Raw genomic sequence first — 23,564 nt, forward strand, 5'->3', positions numbered from 1 at the left:
AATTTTATTCTGCTGTAACGTGAACTTTTAATGTACCACTTACTTTATTATGTAATTTAACAGGTACATTCGTATAACCTAGACTTCTGATGCCATCATGTAAGTCCATTTTACGTTTATCAAGTTTGATACCGTGTTGCTTATTTAAAGCATCAGCTACTTGTTTAGAACTTACAGATCCAAATAAACGGCCACCTTCACCTGATTTAGCAGTTACTTTTACTTCCAGTGATTCTAATTTCTCTTTTAGTTTTTCCGCTTCTTCTAATTCATGTTGCTTATCCAACTCAACACGTTTCTTTTGTGCTTCTAACTGTTTTAAGTTTCCTGGTGTAGCTTCTACAGCATATTTATTCTTTAATAAGAAGTTATTTGCATAACCTACTGGTACTTCTTTAATTTCGCCTTTTTTACCTTTTCCTTTAACATCCTGAGTAAATATAACTTTCATAACTAATCTTCTCCTTCACTTTGTTCATTTATAGTTTGTTGTAATTGCAAAATTGCTTCATTGATCGTGACATTTTCAAGTTGTGTTGCAGCATTTGATAAATGACCACCGCCACCCATACTTTCCATAACAAGCTGAACATTTATTTCTCCTAACGATCTGGCAGAAATACCGATGACATTCTCTTTTCGCTCTGCCACCACAAAAGATGCTTCAACACCTTCTATACCCAAAAGCTCGTCAGCAGCTTGTGCAACAATAACCGGATGAATGATCTCACCTACCGGGCCATGCGCAATTGCTATGCCATTATCTTCTAACTGCACGGTACGAATAATTTCGGAACGTTTAATATACGTTTCAATATCATCCTTTAAGAAATGCTGACAAAGAATCGTATCAGCACCATGGTTTCTTAAGAAACTTGCTGCATCAAATGTTCTGGAACCTGTACGCAGCGTAAAGTTACGTGTGTCAACAATAATGCCGGCAAGCATTACCGTTGCCTCTAGACGCGTCAACTTATGTTCTGTCGGTTGATATTCCAGTAATTCAGTTACAAGTTCTGCTGTAGAACTCGCATATTGTTCCATATATACAAGCAATGGACTCTCGATAAACGATTCGCCACGACGATGATGATCGATCACCACTTTACGATACGCTTTATTTAATATACTTTCATCAATCACCATTTCAGGTTTATGTGTATCTACGATAACCAATGTCGTCTTCTTCGTCATTAAATTCCATGCTTCTTCTGAAGACACAAATATTTCATCGAGCTCAGGTTTTTCTGCAATTTCAGCCATAACACGAGATAAAGTATCATCAACATCATAATCATTTAGAATGATATTCGCCTTTAAATTGTTCATCTTAGCAAAGCGTGCAACACCAATTGCAGCACCGATCGCATCCATATCAGGACGTTTATGTCCCATAATAATAACGTTTTCACCTTCGATTAAAATATCGCGGAGTGCATGAGAGATAACACGTGCTCTAACGCGTGTACGTTTCTCCATAGGATCAGTTTTACCACCATAGAATCGAACATTTCCATTCATGTTCTTAATCGCTACCTGGTCACCACCACGACCAAGTGCTAAATCTAAACTTGATTGCGCTAATGTACCAAGATCCAGTAAATTTTCAGAGCCTTCACCAATGCCAACACTCAGTGTGATATGCGTTTTGATTTCTCGACTTTTTTCACGAATAGTATCTAATAAATTAAATTTTGTCTCTTCAATCTTATGTAAGATCTTTTGATTAAAGAACATCATATATTGATCTGATTGATAACGTTTAATATATACGTTATTCTCTTCAGCCCATTTATTAATTTCAGTCGACATCATACTATTAATTTCCGTACGTTGCGCATCAGCCATGTTTTGTGTAATTTCATCGAAGTTATCCAGGAACAGTATCCCTATAATAGGCTTAGCTTCATCGTATAATTGTTCTATTTCAACTTTATCGGTAATATCGAAGAAATACAAAGTGTTTAAATCTTCACCATATTTTACTTTAAATTTGTATGATTCAAAGTTGGCAGTGGCTTCATTTACACCTGTATTTTTAAGTTGATTCAGCAAATTAGGGAACAAATTATGAATAGATTCAGAAATAATAGGAGCATTAATCTTCTCATTAATAAAATGATTATGCCATTCAATATGCTCATTTTCATCTAAAAGAATAACACCGATGGGTAATTCGCTTATTGCATAACGTTTTCCCTTATCAATAGATGTTGATAAATTCGCAATATAAGATTCATTGTGTCTGATACCATATCTTAAATAGAAAAGACTGATGCACGTGATGACAAAAAGTATGCCGAATGAAACCGTCGCTGTCATAGGATGTACCGTATAAAGTATTCCTGTAACAATAAAAGCTGCGAGACACATAACAATAAATGGCATAATTAATGTTTGCTTATTGTACTTCCTATTCATTGTGACACCTCATTAAATTATTTATTACTTAAACTTTTTCGGTATTCTTTTCTTTAAGTTTACCATCAAATCAATAATTCCGAAAAGTTGAGTAATGGGAGCGTATAAAAACGCGATAAAGAATATAAAAACTTTAACAATCAGATGAATTTTTCTCATCTTTATAAAATAGCTATATAAAGATAATCCTTGAATGAATAACATCCACTCTAATACATATCTTAAGTTTATCACGATTCCGAGAGGAACATAATCAGTTTCTGAAATTCCAAAATGCGCTAATAGTACAAATAAATAAATGATTAATAGTACTTTCGGCATCTGCCATGTATATAATGATCTAAAGTTGGGTGTCGCAATCTTAAACTGGCGTAATGCAGGTAAAGTTATCACCAATTGTAATAAGGCTAATAAAAATAGCGATAAAATAACAATTCCAGGTACTTGTTTAATCACTTCATTCATACTTGTATTAAACATCTCTAACTGATAAGCAGGAATTGTACCTTCTTTAACGCCTTTAGATAAGTATTCATTATAAATATCAATTGTTGGCTTAAACCAAGTCTGCACTTTAGGTAAATAGTCAGTTAACTGAAGGAAGATAATCGATACAAGTGTATATATACTATAAAAAACTGTAAGGATATAAAGCATGCGTTCTTTAGATGTACGTTCTATCAGTAATTGACCAATGATATATCCAGCAAATATCGATCCCATTATGACCTGCATCGTAAATATCGACATAAAAATAGTTATGAGTATTACGATTAAACTCATGATATAAAAACTATTACGCGACTTACAGAACAAATATACAGTCGGTATAAGCAGAAACGGTGCGATAATGAATGCCATAAACGGCAGGAAATTTATCAGTAACGTTACCATCATCATAATCATCGTAACGACAATCGTCTTACTTAAATCAATCTTCAACATAAATTCTCACTTTCTAAGAATATTTCTATAACTATTCTATTTTACAACTTTACTTAAAATACCTCAATGTATGTACATTTTTATTAAAAATACAAAAAAAAAACTACCTAATAATTAGGCAGTCTAAAAATTATAAATTAACCTTCGATTGAGAATTCTGCACCAACTTCAAATTTAACGTCTTTACCAACCATAACGCCGCCAGTTTCTAACGCTTGGTTCCAAGTTAAACCATATCTTTCACGGTTGATTGATCCTGATACTACTAAACCAGTCACATCTCCACCAGTCATTGGGCTTTTGTGAACTCCATTGAACTCTAAATCAAATGTTTCTTCGTTTGTAACATCTTTAATTGTTAAGTCACCTGTAATTGTGTTGTTTGTTAATGATTTAGATACGAAAGTGATTTCTGGGTATTGTTCTACATCGAAGAAATCTCCAGATTTTAAATGACCATTACGATCAGCATTGTTTGTATCAATTGAATCAACTTTAACTGATGCTTTAACATTTAAAGAAGATAAATCATTGATGTCTCCAGTAACTGTTACATCGAAATCTGTAAATTCTCCTTTAACTTTTGAAACCATCATGTGTTTAATTGAAAAGTCAATTCCTGAGTGTGTTTTGTCTAAAGTAAAGTTTGTCATCGTTAAATTACCTCTTTCGTTATTTGTTTTAGTTTTTGTTGCCTTGTCTTTACCAAAAAGCTTTTTAAACATGTGTAATCATTCCTTATTTCTAACTTATATATTTAATATATCAGATATATTAAATATATTCAAGTATAAAAAATATATTATTTTGTTTATTTTTTGATTGCCATATTTTTAAAACAAAAAGACAAGGTACCTCTTTTACAGATACCTTGTCTAAATTATTTTAAACAATTTATTTTTTTATTCAGATTATTTAATAATTGTTTGTCCGCCCATGTAAGGAACAAGTACTTCCGGAACAGTAATTGAACCATCTTCATTTTGATAGTTTTCAACAACTGCTGCAAATGTACGACCTACAGCAAGACCTGATCCGTTTAATGTATTCACAAATTCAGCTTTCGCATCTTTATCACGTTTGAAGCGGATATTTGCACGTCTTGCCTGGAAATCAGTCATATTTGAACAAGAACTAATTTCTTTATATGCGTTATAGCTTGGTAACCAAACTTCAACATCATATGTTTTTGCTGCTCCAAATCCAATATCACCAGAACATAAATTAATCGTACGGTACGGAATTTGTAATTTTTCTAATATTGCTTCTGCATGACGTGTCATCTCTTCTAATGCTGCAAATGAATTTTCAGGTGTTTCAAAACGAACCATCTCAACTTTGTTGAATTGGTGCATACGAATTAATCCACGTGTATCACGACCCGCTGATCCCGCCTCACTACGGAAACAAGCTGTCATCGCAGTAAATTTAGTCGGTAACAAATCAGATGTCATAATTTCATTACGATAAAAGTTTGTTAAAGGCACTTCTGAAGTAGGGATAGTATATAATCCTTCTTTCTCAACTTTAAATAAGTCTTCTTCAAACTTCGGTAATTGACCCGTACCGAACATAGAATCAGCATTTACAAGTTGCGGTGTCACCATCTCCTGATAGCCATTTTCACGATGAGTATCCAGCATAAAGTTCATTAAAGCACGCTCTAGACGCGCACCGTCTTTAGTTAAGAAAGCAAATCGTGCACCAGATACTTTAGCAGCACGTTCAAAGTCAGCCATCTTTAAATCTTCAACGATATCCCAGTGTGCTTTCGCTTCAAAATCGAACTCGCGTGGTGTACCCCATTTACGTACTTCTACATTATCATCTTCATCTTTACCGAAAGGTGTTTCATCACTTACTAAGTTAGGTAAACGTACTAATTTATCACGTAAATCTGTAGATACTTTATTTAATTCTGCATCGATTGTTTTAATCTCATCACCAACTGCGCGCATTGCTTCGATTGCATCATCTGCATTTTCTTTATTACGTTTTTTAAGTGCGATTTCTTCACTTGCTTTATTACGTTTCGCTTTTAATTCCTCAGTCTTTGCAGTCAATTCACGTGTTTTAGAATCTAAATTTAATATTTCATCGACGATTGACGTATCGATACCACGCATTTCTAATTTTTTCTTAACAAACTCAGCATCATTTCTAAATAATTTAATGTCTAACATGTTGATTGCCTCCTAATTTTATTTTTGGGTACAAAAAAATACCACATCCCAAAAAGGGACGTGGTATTTACGCGTTGCCACCCTAATTAATAGTTAAAACTTTCGTCTCAACTATTCTCTCCATTACATAACGGTTCATCACCGGTTTGCCAAACTTTAATTATGGGTAGAATTTCATGTATGTAGTATCATAGCTTACACCAACCGCTATGTCTCTAAAATTACTTCAACATTACTTATCCCAAATGACAAATTTATTATCTAATTTGATAATATAGTATCATATGGATATAAGAATGACAACTATTTATGTCATTCTATAGCGAATAAGGATATCACATTATAAGGAGAATGATCATGCAAATTATTGAGTCTATCAGCATACCAAAACGCAAAGTACTTACACACAAAGGGGATTATGGTCGCATATTGCTCATCGGAGGCAACCAGAATATGGGTGGTTCAATTATGATGGCAGCTCGTGCTTGTGTATACAGTGGTGGGGGACTCACAACAGTTGCTACGCACAATACAAATCATACAGCATTACATTCAAGATGTCCTGAAGCAATGGTTTCTGACATTAATGATATAAAACGCCTGACAAAGCTAATAGACAACGCAGATAGTATTTTAATCGGTCCTGGACTTGGTCTGGATTTCCAGGGGAATAATGTTTTAACATTATTATTTCAACATATTCAGGAACATCAAACGTTAATTATAGATGGAGATGCTATTACTATATTAAGCAAATTAAAACATCCGTTACCAAAATGTAATGTTATCTTCACGCCACACCAGATGGAGTGGGAACGATTAAGCGGCATTCCTATTGCAGAACAGACACCTGAACGTAACCGTGCTAAAGCTGATGAATTAGGTGCACATGTTATATTAAAGAAACATGAAACAGAATTATATTTGAAAAGCGGTGATTATAAAATCACTGTCGGTAATGCAGCAATGGCGTCAGGCGGTATGGGAGATGCATTAGCAGGTATTATCGCAAGTTTCCTAGGTCAATTCGATCCAGGAGAAGCAATTAAACAAGCTGTTTTCATTCATAGCTTAATCGGAGATCAATTAGCTCAGGAAATGTATGTTGTACCAGCAAGCCGTATTATCGATGAATTACCTTATATGATGAAAAAGCTAGAGGAATAGAAAAACAATCCTGAATCAAATGATTCAGGATTGTTTTTCTATTCACTTGCTTCAATATCTTTAAGCATTTCCGGATCATTCAAATCATTTTCACGATAATGATTGGTATCCGGCATTTTTAAGATAAAATCTTCCTGCAAAGCAAGTTCAACTTTCACGTCTTCAATCTCATAATCAAATACATGACCACCCTGTGTCACGTCGTCACTTAAATAATGTACATGATAACCGCCAACACCGATGCCCATAATGAAATGAGGTGTATAAAATCCAAACAATGTACCTTCTGTATCTTGAATATCAAAATAGCCTTGTTCTTTAACCGCTTCAACAAGTTTTGGATAGGGTTGTTGTTGTTTCTTCACTGATCTTGCTTTAATCATTTTAAATTTACCTTTAATCTTTACTGCATGAAAATAGTTCATTCCCTGCATTGTTTTTAATATTTCTTCGTCTAAGTGTTCTTTATTTAAACTGCCTTTAAAAGTTAATGTCTTTGTCGGGTTAAAGTCCATCATACTTGCAAAAGGTGTTGTTTCTTCAGGTGAAACAACGCGTACATTTCCTGTACTTTCGATTAAATATGGTGTGCCGTCCAAAACAATCAGTTCACCATTTAAGCCATCCATTGTTCCGATACCATAATTTCCTATTGAAAGTACATCTGACATTTTAAATGTTCCTTCAAACATACCTCCTACAAGTGCACCCATTGTTGAATATTGATATAAGTTATTCATCGTTATCCTCCTAGTTTGTAGCGTCTGGTAATAAATCTTCCATTAATTTAGCATTGTTGCTATAATCTACAGGAATATCTACGATAACCGGTCCTTCTTCTGACATCGCTTTCTTCAGTACATCTTCTAACTCACTAGAGTGATTCACTTTATATCCTTTTGCACCCATAGATTCTGCATATTTAACATAGTCAACAGGACCTAAGTCAACTGCTGCACCTTTACCATACTTACTTTCCTGCTGGAATTTAACCATATCATAATGGCCATCATTCCAAATAAGCTGTACGATTGGCGCTTTAAGTCTTACTGCTGTTTCAAGTTCCTGACCTGAGAATAAGAAACCTCCATCCCCCGCCATAGAAACAATCTTTTTACCTGGTCGTACAATTGATGCTGCAATCGCCCAAGGCAGTGCTACACCTAATGTCTGCATCCCATTTGAGAACAAGAGATGACGTGGTGCATAACTTCTAAAATAACGTGCCATATAAATATATAAAGACCCTACATCTACAGTAACTGTTGTTTCATCATCAATTAATTCACGTACTGCTTTAACAATATGTTTAGGATTTACTTTCTCAGCATTCATGTAATCTTCAGGCAATTCATATTTCTTTTGAATCATTTGTGCCACATTTAATAATATTTTTTGAGCATTTTCATCAAGCTGAATATCACCTGGATCTAATTTCTCATCTAATCGTTGAATTGTGAGCGCAGTATTACCAATTAATTCAGTTACCGGTGCATAATGATTATCGATATCACTTTGCACTTCATCTATATGAATAATTGTCTTTTCATTTTCTTTATTCCAAATCACCGGATCGTACTCAATTGGGTCATAACCTACTGATATTACTAAATCGGCATGTTTTAATAATTCATCACCAGGCTGATTTCTAAATAAGCCAATTCTTCCGAAGAAATGCTCTTCTAATTCTCTTGAAATAATACCAGAACCCTGGAAGGTTTCTACAACTGGTATCGCATTATTTGCCATAAATTTTCTTATCGCTAAAGTATTTTCTTCTGAAGAGGCACGCATCCCAAGTAAAAATACTGGTAACTTTGCTTGTTTAATTCTTTCAGCCAATGTATCAATTTCAAAATTGGGTGCCGGTCCTAAAACAGGTGGTTCTTTCACTTCAATAGCATCCACCTCCACGTTTTCTGCTGATATAACATCTTGTGGGATACTTACAAATGCTGCACCTTTACGTCCTTCAACACTGGCGCGGAATGCATTCGTAACTGCTTCAGAAATACTGTTCGCATCTTGAACTTCAACTGAATACTTAGAAACGTGACTCATTAGACCAGCGTTATCTAATGATTGATGTGTACGTTTTAAACTGTCTTCTCGTTTAACATTACCCCCAATCGCAACGACCGGATCACTTTCAGAGTTTGCCGTCACTAATCCTGTCGCTAAATTGGTTACCCCTGGTCCACTCGTTACAAGTACAACGCCAGGTTTACCTGTGATACGACCGATACCTTGTGCAATAAGTGCCGCATTTTGTTCATGACGTGTCACAATGACTTCGGGACCTCTATCTTCTAAAACATCAAATGCTTTATCGATTTTCGCTCCAGGTACTCCGAATACATGTGTCACACCATGATTAATTAATGTATCAACGAATAAATCTCCACCAGATTTTTTCATAATATTAACGCTCCTAATTAAAGTTATATTTTTTTACAATTTAAATGCTAGTACGAATACATGCTTACTTCAAATAATACGCCTTTAAAAAACATATAAAACGTTTCCAGCAATATTGAAGTGATTTCAATATTACTCAGGAAATAAAAAAACTAAAGCACAACTTAAAAAATTGGCTTTAGTTCTTTACAATTTTATTCAGTTTCTTCTTCGTCTTTAAAAATATCATCAAAAGATGAACTTTCTAAAATATCTTTTTGAGCGTCATCTTCTTCATCTTCAAGCGTACCAACAACATGACCATCTTCAGCTTCTATATCTTCATTATTATCTTCTAATGCTTCTTCAGTTAATGTTGTTTCTTGTTTGGCAATTACTTCACCTGGCAACTTATCTTCATCAATTACATCAATTTCTTCTTCTTTCTCCACTTTCGCAACGGTCGCAACATGTTGACTTTCACCTAACTTAATTAAGCGTACACCTTGCGCTGAACGACCATTTTGAGAGAATTCAGCAATATCTAAACGAATGATTACACCTTGATTCGTCACCAACATAATATCTTCGTCACCGTTAACTGTTGTGATACAAACAAGATTACCGTTCTTCTTAGTAATACTTGCTGTTTTAATTCCTTTACCACCACGGTTAGAAATACGGTATTCTGCTTCACCCGTACGTTTACCATAACCATTTTCAGTAACAATCAATACTTCATGTTCACCATTAGATTCAATAACGTCAAGTCCTATTACTTCATCGCCTTCGCGTAATGAAATACCTTTTACACCTGCAGCTGTTCTTCCGAGTGGACGCAGTTTATCTTCTTCGAAACGGATGAGTGATGCATTTTTTGTACCGATAATTAACTGTTTATTACCATCTGTTAAACGTACAGCAATCAGTTCATCGTCTTCTCTAAAGTTAATTGCAATCTTACCGTTTTTATTAATACGCGCAAAATGAGAAAGATTCGTACGTTTAATAATACCTTGTTTCGTCGCAAATATAATAAAGGCATCTTCACGTTCTAAGTCTTTCACCGCAATCATCGTGCTAATCTTTTCATCTTTTTCCAGTTCTAATACGTTAACGATTGGTATTCCTTTTGATTGACGAGATAGTTCAGGAATTTCATATCCCTTAACTTTGTAAACACGACCCATATTCGTAAAGAATAATACGTTATCATGAGTTGAGGTCGTTACCATTTGACTAACAAAGTCTTCGTCTAAAGTATTCATTCCTTGAACACCACGTCCACCACGGTGTTGTGTACGATAAGTAGATGCTGGTAAACGTTTAATATAGTTATTATGACTTAACGTAATAACGATATTTTCTTCATCGATTAAATCTTCATCCTCTAAATGATCAAATCCGCCTGCTGTGATTTCTGTACGACGTTCATCACCATACTTTTCACGGATTTCAATTAATTCTTCACGAATAATTTCCAGTAATCTTTCTTCATCTGCTAAGATGGCTCTTAATTCATCAATATATTTCAGTAATTCCTGGTATTCTTCTTCAATTTTGTCACGTTCAAGTCCTGTTAATCGACGTAGACGCATATCTAATATTGCTTGTGCCTGACGCTCAGAAAGCTTAAATTGTTCCATTAATCCTTCCATCGCTTCAGCATCATTTTTTGAACCACGAATTAAAGCAATAATTTCGTCGATATGATCTAATGCAATACGTAATCCTTCTAAAATATGTGCACGATCTTCAGCTTTCTTCAAGTTATATTGCGTTCTACGACGAACTACTACTTTTTGGTGCTCTAAATAATGATAGATTGCTTGTTTAATATTTAAAACTTTCGGTTGTCCATCAACAAGCGCTAACATATTCACACCAAAAGAAGTTTGTAACGGTGTTAATTTATATAAATTATTTAAGATAACATTTGCGTTCGCATCACGGCGTACATCAATTACGATACGTACACCTTCTTTTAAACTTGTCTCATCACGTAAATCTGTAATACCATCAACCTTTTTATCACGTGCAAGCTCAGCGATCTTCTCTACTAAACGTGCTTTATTCACCTGATAAGGGATTTCTGTTACGATAATCGTTTCTTTACCGTTTGGACGGGTTTCAATTAACGTCTTCGCTCGCATAATAACAGATCCACGACCCGTCTCATATGCACGACGGATACCACTACGACCTAATATTAAGCCTGCAGTAGGAAAATCAGGACCTTGAATAAACTCCATTAATTCAGGAATCGAAATGTCAGGATTTTTACTTAATTCTAAAACACCGTTAATAACTTCCGTTAAGTTGTGCGGAGGAATATTTGTTGCCATACCAACCGCAATTCCTGATGCACCATTGACAAGTAGATTAGGAAATCTAGAAGGTAGCACGACTGGTTCACGTTCATTACCATCGTAGTTATCTGTAAAATCAATCGTATCTTTGTTGATATCACGCATTAATTCCATAGCAATCTTAGACATACGTGCCTCTGTATAACGCATCGCAGCTGCACCATCGCCGTCCATAGAACCAAAGTTTCCTTGTCCATCAACGAGCATATAGCGATAACTGAAGTCCTGTGCCATACGAACCATTGCTTCATAAATTGAAGAGTCACCGTGTGGGTGATATTTACCCATAACATCTCCTACGATACGTGCAGACTTCTTATAGGGTTTATCTGGTGTCATACCTTGATTATTCATTCCGTATAATATACGACGATGTACGGGTTTCATACCATCACGTACATCTGGTAACGCACGAGAAACGATTACACTCATCGCATAGTCAAGAAACGAATCCTTCATCTCTTTGACAATATTCTGGTCTTTTAGTTTTGAATCGTGCTCTAAAGCCATAAATGGCGCCTCCTTAAAATACTATCTTTATACATCAACGTTTGCATAAACCGCGTTTTCTTCGATAAATGTACGGCGATGTTCAACAACATCTCCCATTAACATTTCAAAAACTTCATCTGCTTCTATCGCATCACCTAAAGTTACTTGTAACATCGAACGGTTCTCAGGGTTCATTGTTGTCTCCCATAACTGGTCAGCGTTCATCTCACCTAAACCTTTATATCGTGCTAATTGCCACTTCGGTGTTGCTGGTAATTCTTCTCTTAATTTATTAAGTTCACGTTCATTATAGACGTAATATTTTTTCTTTCCTTGCTCCACTTTAAATAATGGTGGTTGTGCAATATAAATATATCCCGCTTCAAGTAACGGTCTCATAAAACGATAGAAGAAAGTAAGTAATAGTGTTCTAATATGCGCACCATCAACATCCGCATCCGTCATAATAACAACTTTGTGATAACGTGCTTTAGAAATATCAAATTCGCCGCCGATACCAGTACCCATCGCTGTAATCATAGAACGGATTTCATTATTTCCTAAAATACGATCTAATCGTGCTTTTTCAACGTTTAATATCTTACCGCGTAACGGTAAAATAGCCTGAGTCTTAGAGTCACGACCGGATTTCGCTGAACCACCGGCAGAGTCTCCCTCAACGATATATAATTCGCTGATTGATGGATCTTTACTAGAACAGTCTGCAAGTTTACCCGGAAGACTAGAAACTTCAAGTCCCGATTTGCGTCGTGTTACTTCACGCGCTTTCTTCGCAGCAAGACGTGCACGTGATGCCATAATACCTTTTTCAACGATAATACGTGCAACAGGCGGATTCTCCATTAAGAATCTTTCAAAGTTTTCTGCAAATAGATTATCTGTAATTTGACGTACTTCTGTATTGCCTAGTTTCGTCTTCGTTTGTCCCTCAAACTGAGGATTACCATGTTTAATAGACACTACCGCAGTAATTCCTTCACGTACATCTTCCCCGGATAGTTTCTCATCATTTTCTTTAATCAGTTTATTTTTAGCACCATAGTTATTAATGACACGTGTTAATGCACGTTTGAAGCCATCCTCATGCGTTCCACCTTCATATGTATGGATATTATTTGCATAACTTAAAAGGTTTGTTGAGTAACCATTGTTATATTGTATTGAAATTTCTACTTCAATATCGTCACGTGTATCATGAATATAAATCGGTTCAGGGAATAATACTTCTTTAGATTTATTTAATAATTCAACGTATGATTTAATACCACCTTCATAGTGATACTCATCTTCAATCACTTCTTCTTCGCGTTCATCACGAGCTATAATCTTAATACCTTTATTTAAGAATGCAAGTTCACGAATACGCTTTTGTAAAATCTCATATTCATACTCTGTTGTTTCCGTAAATATTTCCGGATCTGCTTTAAAGCGGATTTCAGTTCCTGTTTTATCTGTCTCACCAATAACTTTCAAATCAAAAGCAGGAACCCCTTGATGATACGCCTGATGATGAATTTGTCCATCTTTATGTACATATACTTCTAAAGTTGATGATAGTGCGTTAACGACAGAAGAACCTACTCCGTGTAAACCACCAGAAACTTTATATCCGCCACCGCCGAATTTACCTCCGGCATGCAATACTGTTAAGATAACTTCTACCGCAGGACGACCCATTTTCTTATGCATTTCAACCGGAATACCACGCCCGTTATCTGTAACTTTAATCCAGTCATCTTTTTCTATCACTACTTCAATTTCATCCGCATATCCTGCTAATGCCTCATCGATACTATTATCAACGATTTCCCATACTAAGTGGTGTAATCCACGTGATGCAGTAGAGCCGATATACATACCTGGTCTTTTTCTAACTGCTTCTAATCCTTCTAATACTTGTATCTGGTCAGCACCATATTGATCTAAATTTTGTTCCAAGATTGTCACCTAGCCTTCAATTAGTCGAAATATGTCCATCAGAAACATTAAATAATTTCGCTCTGTTGATTGTTTCATGTTCAATACCATCCACTGATGTTGTTGTTACAAATGTTTGAACTTTATGTTGAATTGTAGTAAGTAAATGTGTCTGCCTTAAATCATCAAGCTCGCTTAATACATCATCCAGCAATAGAATCGGATATTCTCCCACTTCCAGATTAATCAATTCTATTTCAGCAAGCTTCACTGATAAAGCTGTCGTTCTCTGTTGACCTTGTGATCCGTACGTTTGCACGTCAATATCATTGATGGCAAACGTAATATCATCACGATGTGGGCCAAATAAACTTTGTGCACGTTCTATCTCACGTTTACTTTCTTTATTTAGCAATGAAACACAAGCTTCAATCATGGCTTGTGTGTCATCAATATATTCAAGACTTGATACATACAGTAATTTTAAGTTTTCTTTTTGTTTTGTAATGCCTTGATGAATAGGTAAGGCAAGCTCCTCCAGTTTTTCAATGAATGATTTACGTCGCTGCGTAAGTTTTACTGCATATTCCGCAAATTGTTCATTCAATACTTCAAGCATCGTAGTATCAGTATTGCCTGATAGTTTAAGTTGCTTAAGATGATGATTCTTTTGTTTGAGTATTCTTTGAAAGTTTGATAAATCATTAAGATAAACAGCAGATATCTGGCCGATTTCCATATCGATGAATCGGCGTCTTATTTGCGGACTACCTTTAACTAAATTCAAGTCTTCTGGTGCAAATAAAACGACGTTCATATGGCCGATGTATTCAGTCAGTCTCTTTTGTTCTAAATGATTCACTTTCGCTTTTTTACCTTTTGATGAAATTGTGAGTGATAATGGCATGATGCCATGTCGGTATTCTAAGTCACCTTCAATATGACTAAATTGTTCACCCCAGGTAATTAGTTCTTTATCATTTGAAGTTCTGTGACTTTTAGCCATCGCTAAACAATATATCGCTTCTAAAAGATTTGTCTTTCCTTGTGCATTAATACCTATCAAAATATTTACTTCATCGCTAAAGTCTAATTTGACGGAATCATAATTTCGATAATGCGATAAAGATAATGCTTTTAACTTCATTATGCTTCCGTGTAAGTAATCTTGTAAGTTTCGCCTTCAACTTCTAAAAGATCATCCTGGTGAAGCTTTTTACCACGTCTGTTTTCTTCTTCTCCGTTCAACATTACCGGGTTATCCTGCAGATACCATTTCGCTTGTCCGCCCGTTGAGATAATCCCTTCTGCTTTTAGAAATTGACCTAACGTAATCTCACTATTTAGTTCGACTATATTTACCATTCACGGTTCACTCCTATTCCATGTCAGTCATTATATAATTATACCTTTAATCTTTAAAAATTGCATGTTTTTTCACATAAATAAAAACGCTGAATGCTTATCATTCAACGTTTTTATTTATGAACATTACATATTTTTTTCTAAATCATTTATTTTACATCTACATTTGATTTTTTAACAAGTAACATCATCACTGTAATTAACAAAAATGCCGTTCCAGCTAAAAATGGAATTGTAATAAAACCAAAGTAATTCACATACTGTGTACTACAAGGGACGCCACCAACACATGGTTTGATTGGTGCAAATCCAGGAATCTTCTGTTCCATATAGTGAATCACCGAAATACAAAAACCGATGACAGAGAAAGTCATAATCAAATATTTAAATTGATATGCATTTGTAAATGCTGCAAATCCAGCAATAATTACTAAAGGATACATTAAGATTCTTTGATACCAGCATTTTTCACAAGGTACATAATGCATGATTTCTGAATAATACAAACTACCTAACATTGCCACAAGTGCAATTACCCAGGAAATATAAAAATATTTAGTATTTTTCATTATTTTAACGCCTTATCAATAGCTTCTGTGACCGCATCGATGTTCATCGGATCAGCAAGTGCTTTACCATTAACAATGATTGTTGGTGTAGAAGTGATATTGTGTTTTTGATATAAATCGATATCTTTTTGAACAGCAGCTTTCTCACTGTTCGCTTTAATTGCATCAACTATTTTCGCTTCGTCCTTTACGCCTGCAGTTTTAAGTGCCTTCTTAACAGCAGCCATCGTTAACCATTTATCTTGAGAACCATTATGCGTTTGTAATTTAAATAATGCATCATGGAATGCCCAATATTTATCTGGATCATTTTTTAACACTGTTTCACCAGCAAGTCCACCTAAAATTGATTCTTCAGCATGAAATGGTGTATGAATAAAGTAATAGTTCGCTTTACCTGTATCAAAGTATTTTTTCTTAAGTTCAGGTTTCATGTTACTATCAAAATATTTACATGCCGGACATTTAAAATCTCCAAATTCAACCACTGTTACTTTCGCATCTTTTTTTCCTATCATCGGTTGACCTTTTAAATCAACCTTATCAGTATCTACCGGATCTTTACCTTGATTGTTATTGACTGTAGAATCAACTGTCGATGTATCGACGCTATCTGTTTCAGTTTTATCTTTTTGTTTCATGATCACCATTGCTGCCAAAGCACCTACAACTAAAAGTGTAAGAACCATCGTAAAAATTAATGAGCTTTTATTCTTCATCGAATTGACCTCTCTTTATTGTGTATACACAATTTGTTATTTATTATTATAAATTTTTAGAATACATAGTATAAATATTATATTAAATAAAATAACAATGCCACAATAAAATAGTTAATTTTTTGTGAACTATTTTGTTTGCAATGCTCTTTTAAAATTCTTAATTAGTCCTTTATCGTTACTGAATACACTACCTTTGTATATTTTTGCTGCGATAAAAAACAGTACAATAATCGTTACGATACAAATAATAATACCAATGATAAGCTGAACATCACTCGTTTTCTGAGAAATGGTTCTGAGTAACATTACTTGTGGCGTGAAGAAAGGAATAAAGCTTGTAATCTTTACAAGTAGTGTATCTGGTGTTGTTAAGCTAAATATCGCAATATAGAATGCAGCCATATTTAAAAATGTGACCGGCATTATGGCTTGACCTATATCCTCAATACGATTTGTTAATGAACCGACAATTGCACTTAAACTGATATATAGCAATAAGCCCAAAATTAAGAAAATAAGTGCATACATAAGTACACGAACATTTTCCTGTGTAAATTTAAATCCAAAACTTTCAATCGTTTTATTTAAATTAAACACCTGAACACATATAAAAATTGTAAGCGCATAGATGATAATTTGTACTAACGCTACTGCAATGACCCCAATAATCTTAGCCATTAAATGTGTGATTGGTGAAATACTTGTGACGATCATTTCAATGACACGTGATGATTTCTCCTGTGCAATTTCTGTAGCAATTTGACTTCCATAGTTAATTGTAATAAAGAAAATTAAAAAGATTCCTGCATATACTAACGCTGTATTTACTGCTTTACTTTCCTCAGACACTTTATCGTTAGCATCTAATGGTTTAATAACTTCATTATCAACTTTGGCTTGTGATAGCACTTTTGCTAATTTATCAGGTGCAAGATTTAGTGACTTTGCAATATTATTGCTCTGAAAAGCAGTCAATGTAGATTGTATCTGCATCAATTCATCTGTACCTAAACTATCTAGTGTATAAACTTTACTTTCAATTGTTTTATCTGTATTTTCTTTAATTTCGATCAATACTTTATATTTTTCATTTTTTATCCCTTTTTTCCCCGCTTCAAGATCAACTATCTTTAACTTCTTTTTCTTATCTAATTTTTGATATTCATCTTTAAATACAGTTGATAATGTTTTGTCTTCGGAAGTAATAACAGTAATATCATCTTCGCTCTTATCAAAGAAATCATAAATTTTATCAGCGTTACTTAATGCGATAATCGCAAGTATTACGATCAAAGTCGAAATGATAAAAGATTTACTCGATACTTTTTTCCAGAATGTTAACCAAAATGTCGGTATAAATTTATTCATGTCTATTACCTACTTTCTCAATGAATATTTCATTTAGAGATGGTTCATTGACCTGGAATCTTGAAACATAGCCCATTTGTTTAACAGCATCGAATATGATAGGTGCTACCTCTCCATTAGCAATTTGAATACGCACATCATTTTTATTTTGACTAAATTTTGTTACGCCTGGAACATTCGCTAACGTACTAAAATCATGTTGTCCTTCGATAATGATTTCTTTCTTGCCAAAATCATGTTTCACTTGTTTAATTTCTCCTGAAACAACCGTCTTACCTTTATTCAAAATACACACATGTTCACACATCTCTTCTACATGTTCCATGCGATGCGAACTAAATACAATAGTAGCACCATTTTCATTGATTTCTTTAACAGCTGATTTTAACAGTTCTACATTCACTGGATCAAGACCGCTAAAAGGTTCATCAAGAATAAGTAAAGAGGGGCGATGTATAATGGCACCGATCAATTGAATTTTTTGTTGATTACCTTTAGATAAGTCTTCGATTTTCTTATTTTTATTTTCTGGTACATCGAAACGATCGAGCCAATAATCTAGAGCTTTATCAATATCCTTTTTATTCATACCTTTTAACTGGGCTAAATACTGAATTTGTTCACTTACTTTTAATTTTGGATTCAAGCCACGCTCTTCAGGTAAGTAACCAATTATATCAGTGACAGAATAATCAATCGGTTTACCGTTATATGTAATTATTCCTGCCGTCTTAGATAGAAGACCTAAAATCATGCGAAATGTTGTCGTTTTTCCCGCACCATTTCCGCCTAAGAAACCAAGCATCTCACCAGCAGGTACAGAAATATTGACATTGTCTACTGCTTTGAAATCATTAAATTCTTTACTAACATTCTCCAGAATCAGCATTTTGCTACCTCCATCATAGTTTTTGAGGATTTCCATACTTTAAGAAAATAGTATTATCTCACTTAAAATTGTAATATATAGCATATTTTATGACAAGTATATTTGTCAAAATAAAAACTTTATTTGTCAAAATAAAAAGCTTAAACCAGAATCTGGCTTAAGCTTTTAAATTAATATGTTCTTATCGGTAAAATAAGCTGAACTAAATTTTCATCTTCTTCGGGTTTCAGGATAAATGGTCGCATCGTTCCAAAGAACTCAATTTGAACATCATCATTATCAATGGCACGTAGTGCATCCATCATATATTTTGAGTTAAAGGAAATTTTGATACCTTCTCCTTCAAATTTATTTGTCTTAACATCTTCTTTCACCGTACCGATTTCAGGTGAAGTAGAAGATAATTCTACTGCATTCTCTGAAGCAGATAATTTAATGACGTTATTTCCCCCTTCACGAGCCAGTAGAGAGGCACGATCAATGGCACGGAAGAAGTCTCCGTTATTAATAGATAACGCCGTCTCATAGCTTTCTGGAAATAAACGTGATGTATCTGGATAATTTCCTTCAAGCAGACGTGAAATAAAGTTAATATTTCCTACTTTGAATAATACTTGGTTTGATGCAAAGAAAATATCAATTGTTTCTTCAGTATCATCAATAATTTTATTTAACTCATTTAATGCTTTTCCTGGAATAATGACATTGATTGTTTCAATGTTCGTGTTTTCCAGTTGAAGCTTTCTTAAAGCTAAACGATGTGAATCTGTTGCAGTACAGTTTAATATACCATCGCTTATCAGCCAGTTAACACCTGTTAACACTGGACGTGTTTCTGACGTGGACACTGCGAAATTAGTTTGTTTGATAATATTTTTTAATACTTTAATTGGTAAAGTAATCGCTTCTTGTTCACTTACTTGTGGTAATAATGGATATTGATCTGAATCAATACCAGATACATTAAATTCTGATTGTCCTGATGTAATTTTTGCCTGGAAGTTATCATTTGTTTCAATCGTTACAGTATCTGCAGGTAATTTTTTAATGATATCTACAAAGAAACGACCTGGTAATACGATTGAGCCTTTCGTATCCACAGATAAAATCTCATTGTCTCCTTGCTCAGTTGGAATCGTAATTTCAATAGATACTTCTGAATCTGACCCTGTTAATACTAATTTATTATCAAAAGCATCTAATTTAATACCTGTTAATACTGGTAAAGTTGTTCTTGGAGAAATGGCTTTTAATGTATCATTCAATTGAGTAATAAAGTGATCTCTTTGAATTGTAAATTTCATAATGAATAAGCTCCTTAAAATGATATTTATATATATTTTATCTCTTTTAAAACCGTAATAATAGTAATAGGGGCTGTGAATAGGTGGATAAGTCTATTGAACTGAGTTCGGAGAAGATATCCACATGTGCATAACTTGTTTATATGTATCAAAAAGTTATGCACAATTTTAACATTACCCCTTGATATCTTTTTCGATATTTTTTAAATCACTTTTTAAACTATTATCATGTTCTAATTCTTTTCTGATTTTTTCATGAGCGTGTATAACAGTTGTATGATCTCTTCCACCAAATTCTTCACCAATTTTAGGTAAAGAGAAGTCAGTGAGTTCACGTGCTAAGTACATTGCAATTTGTCTAGGAAATGCAATAGATTTAGTACGCTTTTTTGCACTGAAATCTTCTAGACGGATGTTATAGTATGCACCTACAGCTTCCTGAATATCCTGAATGGTTACTTTCTTTGGTTTACTAGAAGCGATAATATCCTTTAAAGCCTCAGCCACTAAATCAGAGTTTAGTTCACGGTTTACTAATTTAGAATAGGCAACAACTTTTGTTAGTGCTCCCTCAAGTTCACGAATATTTGATTGAATTTGAGTAGCGATATAAAGCATTGCTTCATTTGGAATCTCTATATTTTCTTCCTCTGATTTTTTACGTAATATTGCGATACGTGTTTCAAGATCGGGTGGGGTAACGTCTGTTGTTAGTCCCCATTCAAAACGTGAGCGTAAACGTTCTTCTAAAGTAGGTATTTCTTTGGGAGCACGATCACTTGAAATTACAATTTGTTTATGATTTTGATGAAGTTCGTTAAACGTATGGAAAAATTCTTCTTGTGTCGATTCTTTTCCAGCTAAAAACTGAATATCATCTATGAGCAGTACATCAACATTACGATATTTCGATCTAAATTCTTCAGTTTTGTTGTCTTTAATGGAATTGATGAATTCATTCGTAAACTTTTCACTTGAAGTATATACGACTTTTGCATTTTCCTTATGTTCCATAACGTAATGACCAATGGCGTGCATTAGATGTGTCTTACCTAAACCTACGCCACCATATATAAACAGCGGATTGTATGCTTTTGCTGGTGCTTCAGCAACTGCTAAACTTGCTGCATGACTAAAGCGATTACCGCTTCCGATGACGAAAGTGTCAAATGTATTATCAGTGTTGAGTTGACTTGGCAAAATTTCTTGAGAAGCAGGTCTTTCAGTAGGTTTATTTGCCTGAAAATCAGTTTCGGAATCATCAAATTCATCAGAAATGACTTTAATATTTAAATGTTCTCCGATAGTTTCTTCTATTACTTCCTGAATTAAGTTTAAATAATTTTTTTTCAGCCAGTCTGCATTGAAAGAAGTTGGTGCTAAAATAACGATTTGATTGTTATCCAGAGACTTGATCTTTGTTTCACTAAACCAAGTATCGTAACTTGCGTTCGTTAGTTTTGTCTGTAATTTTGTTAAAACTTTATCCCATATCGTATCGATTCCACTCATAATGTTCCTCTTTCTTATAAAAAAATTTCAAAGTTATACACAGTATTAAAAATGTGAATAAACATAAAACACAGGTTTGAATAGTTTATCCACAAACTATACACAAAATGTGGATAAAATCATAAACCAATTCTTTATCCACAGGAAATATATCAAAATCTTATCAAAAAAAGATTATAATATCAAGTGTTACATCGACTTATCCACAAACATATACTTAACCACATCGCACTTTAAAAGTAAAGTTGAATATGTGATTTAGGATGTGAATAACTATGGAACAAGTTGAATCTGATTTATGATTATCCACAAAGATCTGTGAATAGATGTGGATAAGTGGATACCTTTCTTTCAATCTTCTAACTAGAAAGAGGTTGATTTTAGAGGTTGCTTTTGATATACTTCAATAGTTACTGTAAATCACTAGACGAAATTCGATAGATGAAATATAAATTAATGGAGGTGTTTTTAGTGGTAAAACGTACTTATCAACCAAATAAACGTAAACATAGTAAAGTTCATGGATTCCGTGCACGTATGAGCACAAAAAACGGCCGTAACGTATTAGCGCGTCGTCGTCGTAAAGGCAGAAAAGTATTATCAGCATAAGATCACTGAACATTTCAGTGGTCTTTTTTTATTTTGTTTAAAACAGGTCTGTATTCTAGTATAATGAATAAAAGTATCTATTTAGTGATAGAAGTTGGTGTATCGTGGAAAAAGCATATCGAATCAAAAAAAATGATGATTTTCAAAAAGTTTATAAACAAGGTAAGTCCGTTGCTAATAAGCAATTTATCATCTATAGATTCAATAATCAGGAAAATGAGCATTTTAGATTAGGCATTTCAGTGTCGAAAAAAATTGGAAATGCTGTGACACGTAATCGTATAAAAAGAGCGATTAGAGAAAGTTTTACGCGCCATAAACAAGATATCATTAAAGATGATTTTATTGTTATTGCCAGAAACCCTTCAAAAGATATGACAGTTGAAGAAATTCATAAGAGTCTTGAGCATGTCATGAAGATTGCGAAAGGTTTTAATAAAAGAATCAGTTAATCTTATGATGGAGGTATGCCTGTGTTAGAGAAAAATTATATAGCCAGTACTGTTGAACTTGCGATTCAACAAGGACTTGATGAATTAAACCTGCAAGAAAAACAAGTAAAGATTGATGTTATCCACCCAGGAAAGAAAGGTTTTTTTGGTATTGGCAAAGCTGATGCAGAAGTGAAACTTACTGTAATTGACCCTGAATTAAAGAAACTTTCTACTATTGAAGCTGTTAAAAATAAAAGTGAACACTTAACTCAGGAAACAGAAGAACAAACGACTAATACAGAACGAGTGCAACTTGAACAATCGGACGATAAAAAGGGTATTGATACTGATGTAGTTATACTTGCTACTACTGAAAAAGAGTCGCTATCAAAACAACAAGCAAAAACAGATGCACTGAATCAAACTGAAAAATATATCACTGCTATTATTCAAGAAATGGGTATTGATACTTTTGCTACAAGCAGCTTTAAGAATAATAGTGAAGTTGTGATTAATTTGGAATCAAGTGAAGCTGGACGAATTATCGGAAAGCGTGGACAAGTATTGAATAGTCTGCAGTTGCTTGCTCAAAATTATTATAACCATATTGAAAAAGGTTATATGACTGTAACGCTGGATATCGAGAATTACCGTGAGAAACGTAAAGAAACGTTACAAAATCTCGCTTTAAATATGTCAAAAAAAGCAGTTGCTACACGTAAACCGGTAAAGTTTGAGCCTATGCCGAACTATGAGCGAAAAATTATGCATCAAATATTGACCAATATTGAGAATATCGAAACATATTCTGAAGGTCGTGAACCTCATCGTTATTTAGTCATTAAAGCACGTTAATTCTATAACTCTGACTAACTCTAAA

General features: G+C 34.1%; 21 protein-coding genes and 1 other annotated feature. Of the genes, 4 read left to right on the forward strand and 17 right to left on the reverse strand.

Going from position 1 to position 23,564, the window contains the following annotated elements:
• Window positions 1-4 precede the first annotated feature (4 nt).
• The 5 genes from rplI to serS form a co-directional block, all read right to left on the reverse strand.
• Window positions 5-451: a 50S ribosomal protein L9 gene (gene rplI / locus BHX94_RS10600; RefSeq protein WP_111716932.1), complete on the reverse strand. Its 447-nt coding sequence runs from the start codon at window positions 449-451 to the stop codon at window positions 5-7.
• 2 nt (window positions 452-453) lie between these two features.
• The gene (locus BHX94_RS10605; protein ID WP_111746535.1) at window positions 454-2,421 is read right to left on the reverse strand and encodes a DHH family phosphoesterase; all 1,968 of its coding nucleotides are present in this window, start codon (window positions 2,419-2,421) and stop codon (window positions 454-456) included.
• A gap of 24 nt (window positions 2,422-2,445) precedes the next feature.
• Window positions 2,446-3,366, reverse strand: a complete 921-nt coding sequence (locus BHX94_RS10610) for a DUF2232 domain-containing protein (RefSeq protein WP_111746537.1) — start codon at window positions 3,364-3,366, stop codon at window positions 2,446-2,448.
• 137 nt (window positions 3,367-3,503) lie between these two features.
• Window positions 3,504-4,019, reverse strand: coding sequence for a YceI family protein (locus BHX94_RS10615; RefSeq protein ID WP_111746592.1), 516 nt, complete (start codon window positions 4,017-4,019; stop codon window positions 3,504-3,506).
• 258 nt (window positions 4,020-4,277) lie between these two features.
• Window positions 4,278-5,549 (reverse strand): serine--tRNA ligase, encoded by a 1,272-nt coding sequence (serS, locus tag BHX94_RS10620; protein ID WP_111746539.1) that lies wholly within the window; start codon window positions 5,547-5,549, stop codon window positions 4,278-4,280.
• A 51-nt stretch (window positions 5,550-5,600) separates the two neighbouring features.
• Window positions 5,601-5,807 (reverse strand) — a binding site (T-box leader).
• 99 nt (window positions 5,808-5,906) lie between these two features.
• On the opposite strand from serS, the gene BHX94_RS10625 reads away from it, so the two are divergent.
• Window positions 5,907-6,716, forward strand: coding sequence for an NAD(P)H-hydrate dehydratase (locus tag BHX94_RS10625; protein WP_111746541.1), 810 nt, complete (start codon window positions 5,907-5,909; stop codon window positions 6,714-6,716).
• 38 nt (window positions 6,717-6,754) lie between these two features.
• On the opposite strand, the gene budA is transcribed toward BHX94_RS10625, so the two are convergent.
• The 12 genes from budA to dnaA all read right to left on the reverse strand — a co-directional run bounded on the left by budA (window position 6,755) and on the right by dnaA (window position 21,641).
• Window positions 6,755-7,456 carry an acetolactate decarboxylase gene (gene budA, locus BHX94_RS10630; RefSeq protein WP_111746543.1) on the reverse strand — a complete coding sequence of 234 codons (702 nt, stop codon included), beginning with the start codon at window positions 7,454-7,456 and terminating at the stop codon, window positions 6,755-6,757.
• 10 nt (window positions 7,457-7,466) lie between these two features.
• Window positions 7,467-9,134 carry an acetolactate synthase AlsS gene (gene alsS, locus BHX94_RS10635; protein WP_111746545.1) on the reverse strand — a complete coding sequence of 556 codons (1,668 nt, stop codon included), beginning with the start codon at window positions 9,132-9,134 and terminating at the stop codon, window positions 7,467-7,469.
• A gap of 194 nt (window positions 9,135-9,328) precedes the next feature.
• On the reverse strand, window positions 9,329-11,992 hold the full coding sequence (gene gyrA / locus BHX94_RS10640) for a DNA gyrase subunit A (protein ID WP_111746547.1): 2,664 nt from the start codon (window positions 11,990-11,992) through the stop codon (window positions 9,329-9,331).
• 27 nt (window positions 11,993-12,019) lie between these two features.
• Complete coding sequence (gyrB, locus tag BHX94_RS10645) at window positions 12,020-13,942, reverse strand: DNA topoisomerase (ATP-hydrolyzing) subunit B (RefSeq protein WP_096077749.1); 1,923 nt, start codon at window positions 13,940-13,942, stop codon at window positions 12,020-12,022.
• Between the two features lie 7 nt (window positions 13,943-13,949).
• Window positions 13,950-15,059, reverse strand: a complete 1,110-nt coding sequence (gene recF, locus BHX94_RS10650; protein WP_096077750.1) for a DNA replication/repair protein RecF — start codon at window positions 15,057-15,059, stop codon at window positions 13,950-13,952.
• Window positions 15,059-15,277 (reverse strand): S4 domain-containing protein YaaA, encoded by a 219-nt coding sequence (yaaA, locus tag BHX94_RS10655; RefSeq protein ID WP_096077751.1) that lies wholly within the window; start codon window positions 15,275-15,277, stop codon window positions 15,059-15,061. The genes recF and yaaA overlap by 1 nt, the downstream gene beginning before the upstream one ends.
• A 149-nt stretch (window positions 15,278-15,426) precedes the next feature.
• Window positions 15,427-15,846 carry a disulfide oxidoreductase gene (locus tag BHX94_RS10660; protein WP_111746549.1) on the reverse strand — a complete coding sequence of 140 codons (420 nt, stop codon included), beginning with the start codon at window positions 15,844-15,846 and terminating at the stop codon, window positions 15,427-15,429.
• Window positions 15,846-16,565, reverse strand: coding sequence for a DsbA family protein (locus BHX94_RS10665; protein WP_111746551.1), 720 nt, complete (start codon window positions 16,563-16,565; stop codon window positions 15,846-15,848). Before BHX94_RS10665 ends, BHX94_RS10660 begins: the two co-directional genes overlap by 1 nt.
• Window positions 16,566-16,694: 129 nt before the next feature.
• A complete protein-coding gene (locus BHX94_RS10670; protein WP_111746552.1) occupies window positions 16,695-17,936 on the reverse strand; it encodes an ABC transporter permease in 1,242 nt (413 codons plus the stop codon).
• On the reverse strand, window positions 17,929-18,825 hold the full coding sequence (locus BHX94_RS10675) for an ABC transporter ATP-binding protein (RefSeq protein ID WP_111746554.1): 897 nt from the start codon (window positions 18,823-18,825) through the stop codon (window positions 17,929-17,931). Before BHX94_RS10675 ends, BHX94_RS10670 begins: the two co-directional genes overlap by 8 nt.
• Before the next feature lie 170 nt (window positions 18,826-18,995).
• Window positions 18,996-20,132 (reverse strand): DNA polymerase III subunit beta, encoded by a 1,137-nt coding sequence (gene dnaN / locus BHX94_RS10680; RefSeq protein WP_242446694.1) that lies wholly within the window; start codon window positions 20,130-20,132, stop codon window positions 18,996-18,998.
• A gap of 171 nt (window positions 20,133-20,303) precedes the next feature.
• Entirely contained in the window at window positions 20,304-21,641 is a 1,338-nt protein-coding gene (gene dnaA / locus BHX94_RS10685; protein WP_096077757.1) for a chromosomal replication initiator protein DnaA, read from the reverse strand.
• 456 nt (window positions 21,642-22,097) lie between these two features.
• Between dnaA and rpmH the strand changes: the two genes are divergently transcribed.
• The 3 genes from rpmH (at window position 22,098) to jag (ending at window position 23,539) form a co-directional block, all read left to right on the forward strand.
• Window positions 22,098-22,250, forward strand: a complete 153-nt coding sequence (gene rpmH, locus BHX94_RS10690; protein ID WP_096078141.1) for a 50S ribosomal protein L34 — start codon at window positions 22,098-22,100, stop codon at window positions 22,248-22,250.
• Window positions 22,251-22,354: 104 nt separating this feature from the next.
• Window positions 22,355-22,702: a ribonuclease P protein component gene (rnpA, locus tag BHX94_RS10695; protein ID WP_111746558.1), complete on the forward strand. Its 348-nt coding sequence runs from the start codon at window positions 22,355-22,357 to the stop codon at window positions 22,700-22,702.
• A gap of 21 nt (window positions 22,703-22,723) precedes the next feature.
• Window positions 22,724-23,539, forward strand: a complete 816-nt coding sequence (gene jag, locus BHX94_RS10700; protein ID WP_312040123.1) for an RNA-binding cell elongation regulator Jag/EloR — start codon at window positions 22,724-22,726, stop codon at window positions 23,537-23,539.
• The last annotated feature ends 25 nt before the right edge of the window (window positions 23,540-23,564 follow it).

This window comes from Macrococcoides bohemicum (assembly GCF_003259675.1).
Lineage (GTDB): Bacteria > Bacillota > Bacilli > Staphylococcales > Staphylococcaceae > Macrococcoides > Macrococcoides bohemicum.

Coding starts and splice junctions, on each gene's coding strand:
- rplI (WP_111716932.1), bottom strand. CDS start 451: ATGAAAGTTATATTTACTCAGGATGTTAAAGGAAAAGGTAAAAAAGGC.
- BHX94_RS10605 (WP_111746535.1), bottom strand. CDS start 2,421: ATGAATAGGAAGTACAATAAGCAAACATTAATTATGCCATTTATTGTT.
- BHX94_RS10610 (WP_111746537.1), bottom strand. CDS start 3,366: ATGTTGAAGATTGATTTAAGTAAGACGATTGTCGTTACGATGATTATG.
- BHX94_RS10615 (WP_111746592.1), bottom strand. CDS start 4,019: ATGACAAACTTTACTTTAGACAAAACACACTCAGGAATTGACTTTTCA.
- serS (WP_111746539.1), bottom strand. CDS start 5,549: ATGTTAGACATTAAATTATTTAGAAATGATGCTGAGTTTGTTAAGAAA.
- BHX94_RS10625 (WP_111746541.1), top strand. CDS start 5,907: ATGCAAATTATTGAGTCTATCAGCATACCAAAACGCAAAGTACTTACA.
- budA (WP_111746543.1), bottom strand. CDS start 7,456: ATGAATAACTTATATCAATATTCAACAATGGGTGCACTTGTAGGAGGT.
- alsS (WP_111746545.1), bottom strand. CDS start 9,134: ATGAAAAAATCTGGTGGAGATTTATTCGTTGATACATTAATTAATCAT.
- gyrA (WP_111746547.1), bottom strand. CDS start 11,992: ATGGCTTTAGAGCACGATTCAAAACTAAAAGACCAGAATATTGTCAAA.
- recF (WP_096077750.1), bottom strand. CDS start 15,059: ATGAAGTTAAAAGCATTATCTTTATCGCATTATCGAAATTATGATTCC.
- yaaA (WP_096077751.1), bottom strand. CDS start 15,277: ATGGTAAATATAGTCGAACTAAATAGTGAGATTACGTTAGGTCAATTT.
- BHX94_RS10660 (WP_111746549.1), bottom strand. CDS start 15,846: ATGAAAAATACTAAATATTTTTATATTTCCTGGGTAATTGCACTTGTG.
- BHX94_RS10665 (WP_111746551.1), bottom strand. CDS start 16,565: ATGAAGAATAAAAGCTCATTAATTTTTACGATGGTTCTTACACTTTTA.
- BHX94_RS10670 (WP_111746552.1), bottom strand. CDS start 17,936: ATGAATAAATTTATACCGACATTTTGGTTAACATTCTGGAAAAAAGTA.
- BHX94_RS10675 (WP_111746554.1), bottom strand. CDS start 18,825: ATGCTGATTCTGGAGAATGTTAGTAAAGAATTTAATGATTTCAAAGCA.
- dnaA (WP_096077757.1), bottom strand. CDS start 21,641: ATGAGTGGAATCGATACGATATGGGATAAAGTTTTAACAAAATTACAG.
- rpmH (WP_096078141.1), top strand. CDS start 22,098: ATGGAGGTGTTTTTAGTGGTAAAACGTACTTATCAACCAAATAAACGT.